The 2,685-nt window shown below is 35.9% G+C and carries 2 protein-coding genes; both read left to right on the forward strand.

Going from position 1 to position 2,685, the window contains the following annotated elements:
* The first annotated feature begins 181 nt into the window (after positions 1 to 181).
* Entirely contained in the window at positions 182 to 1,228 is a 1,047-nt protein-coding gene (locus tag AC1DTM_RS22110; RefSeq protein ID WP_477000883.1) for a DUF2332 domain-containing protein, read from the forward strand.
* Between the two features lie 363 nt (positions 1,229 to 1,591).
* Positions 1,592 to 2,685: sigma 54-interacting transcriptional regulator (locus tag AC1DTM_RS22115; RefSeq protein ID WP_477000884.1), on the forward strand; the 1,094-nt coding region annotated here is incomplete at its 3' end.

Below are 2,685 nucleotides of genomic sequence, written 5' to 3' on the forward strand. Positions count from 1 at the left end.
GTAGTAAAGCGGAATTTGGAGAAGAATTCCATTTTGATGTTATCCCAAAAAAACTTCTATTTTTATGTTTTATCTTTGGAAACTAGTAAAATTCTATTTTTGTAACATCTAATTTGAAAAAATAGAGTAAATAACAAATAAATGATAAGATTATTCTGAAAATAACCAAGGAGGGATACAAATGCTTACAAAAGAACAAGTCGCAAACTTATTTCGAAATTTTTCAATCAAGGAATGTAAAGGATCAAGTGATTTATACGAATACTTATCAATGAAGATTTCTGAAGATGAGGAAGTACTTACACTATCTTCCTACGCTCAAGTAGGGCAACCAATCCCAAACTTATTATTAGGTGCAGTACATTATTTATTGCTAAAAGGAAAAGACCATCATTTAAAAACGTATTATAGTAGCTTAGTTGAAAATGCTAAAACAAATTTAGATAAAGCTTTTGAACAATTTAAAGATTTCTGTAATGAGTACCGAGAAGAAATCATTACTTTATTACAAACGAAACTCGTTCAAACGAATGAAGTAAGACGATGTGCATACTTATACCCAAGTTTCTGCTGCATATTTAACAAAGTGAATAAACCGTTAGTGATAATTGAAATTGGTACAAGTTCTGGATTACAACTGTTCTGGGACCAATATAGCTATTCGTACGGAACAGATGAAACATATGGAAATATAAATTCGAATGTACATTTAACCTCTGAAATAAGAGGGGAGAATGTGCCCCGTTTTCTAAAACAAAGTCCACCTGTCGTAGAAAGAATCGGGCTTGATTTACATGTGAATGATTTACATAATGAGGAAGATTATTTATGGCTACGTGCACTAATTTGGCCAGAACATAAAGAAAGACTTGAACTGTTCGATCAAGCAGCATCTTTAGTTAAAAATGAATCCGTCCGATTAATAGAAGGAGACGGTGTAGAGCTGTTGCCATCTATTATTGAACAAATAAGTGAAGATGCTGTTATCTGCATTTTCCATACACACGTCGCAAATCAAATACCTAAGCAAGTAAAACATGCGCTAGAAAAACAAATTAAAGAAATCGGTGCAAAACGTGATGTATTCCACCTATATAACAATATGTGGGACCGGGACCTTCATATTGATTATTATATTAACGGAAACGAATATTGTGAAACTGTTGGGGAAACGGAAGGGCATGGGAGATGGTTTAGTTGGGGATTGGGGGATAAGAAGCTATGCTAAAGTAAATCTAATAATTATGGGTTTCATCACCAAAATTCGTAATTAAAATAGCTGATGGAAGACACTCCATCAACTGTTTTTTACTTTTCATAAAACTCATTAGGTATCTAAGGTAAGCGTCAAATATTCCTCACCTACAAGTTGTAAATAGCCCATGAGATTCATCTTCTTACATCCAAGGATTTAAAGAAATTGGATTATTAAAACCTGACAGGTGTCAAAAAAGAACCTACCGGTTAATCAGCTATATTACTGGTTCAAGAAATTATTACTTCAAACGGAAGAGCCGAAGGAAAGTAAATGTTTAAAATGAATATATAATACATGCGAGAAAGAGCACAATTTGATAGGGGGGGCTTCCAAATGCATATGGATGAAAGAATGAATTTGCAGTTAACAAGCCAGGCTCTTCAGGTAATGAATAACGGAATTGCTGTCATAAGTCATGATGGAATCATCACATTCAGCAACCAACCATTCTGCAGCATGTTACATAAAAAAGAAAATGAAATAATAGGTAAGCATATATCAACGATTATTCCTGATCGTAAAAAGCTAGTAGTGAATCAAAATGATAGTTTGTACAAGTACGAGTGTAAGGTGGGAAACCAAGTATTGATTATGAATGAATCCCGTGTATATCAGAGCGGGAAAGAAGATGGGTCAATTGCCATCTTGGAAAACAAGGAAAAAAGTATACAGTCCTTGGAAAGTATCATCAGTCGGTATGAAAATGCCTTGAATTTACTGTCGGAGTGTATTCTAGGGGTAAATGAACAAGGGATTGTCAATTTTTTAAGTGGTTCTTATGCACAATTTTTAGGGATTGATGATCCAAAGGAAGCGATAGGTAAGCATTGTACGGAGGTTGTTGAGAATACGAGGATGCATATTATCGTGAAGACGGGACAGGTGGAAATTGGGCATATCCAGCGTATAAGTAATCGGAATATTATCGCAACTCGCATACCTATTGTTAAGGACGGTGAGGTTATTGGTGCGATTGGTAAAATTATGTTTCATGATATACAGCAGTTTAAAGCTTTGGGGGATCAGATTAGTGCAATGGAATCAAAGTTATCTTACTATCAAACTGAATTACAGCGGTTGCAAGAAGGTAGGTTGTCCTTTCAAAGTATTATAGGAGAGAGTGCGAAAATGAAAGAAGTTAAAACGATGGCCTTGAAGGTTTCTAAAAGTCGGTCTACCGTTTTGATAAGAGGAGAGAGCGGTACAGGGAAGGAGCTCTTTGCGCATGCGGTACATCGTGCAAGTCCGCGTGCTAGGGGTTCATTTATTCGTTTGAATTGTGCTGCGATTCCGAGGGATCTTTTGGAGGCTGAATTATTTGGATACGAAGAGGGGGCTTTTACAGGAGCGAAAAAAGGTGGTAAGCCTGGGAAGATTGAGTTGGCCCATAAGGGAACGTTGTTTTTAGATGAGATCGGTGATATGTC

Source organism: Bacillus sp. P4_D3 (genome assembly GCF_056401855.1).

Excerpts from the sequence above, each read along its gene's own strand:
- AC1DTM_RS22110 (WP_477000883.1), top strand. The coding sequence starts at position 182 with ATGCTTACAAAAGAACAAGTCGCAAACTTATTTCGAAATTTTTCAATC.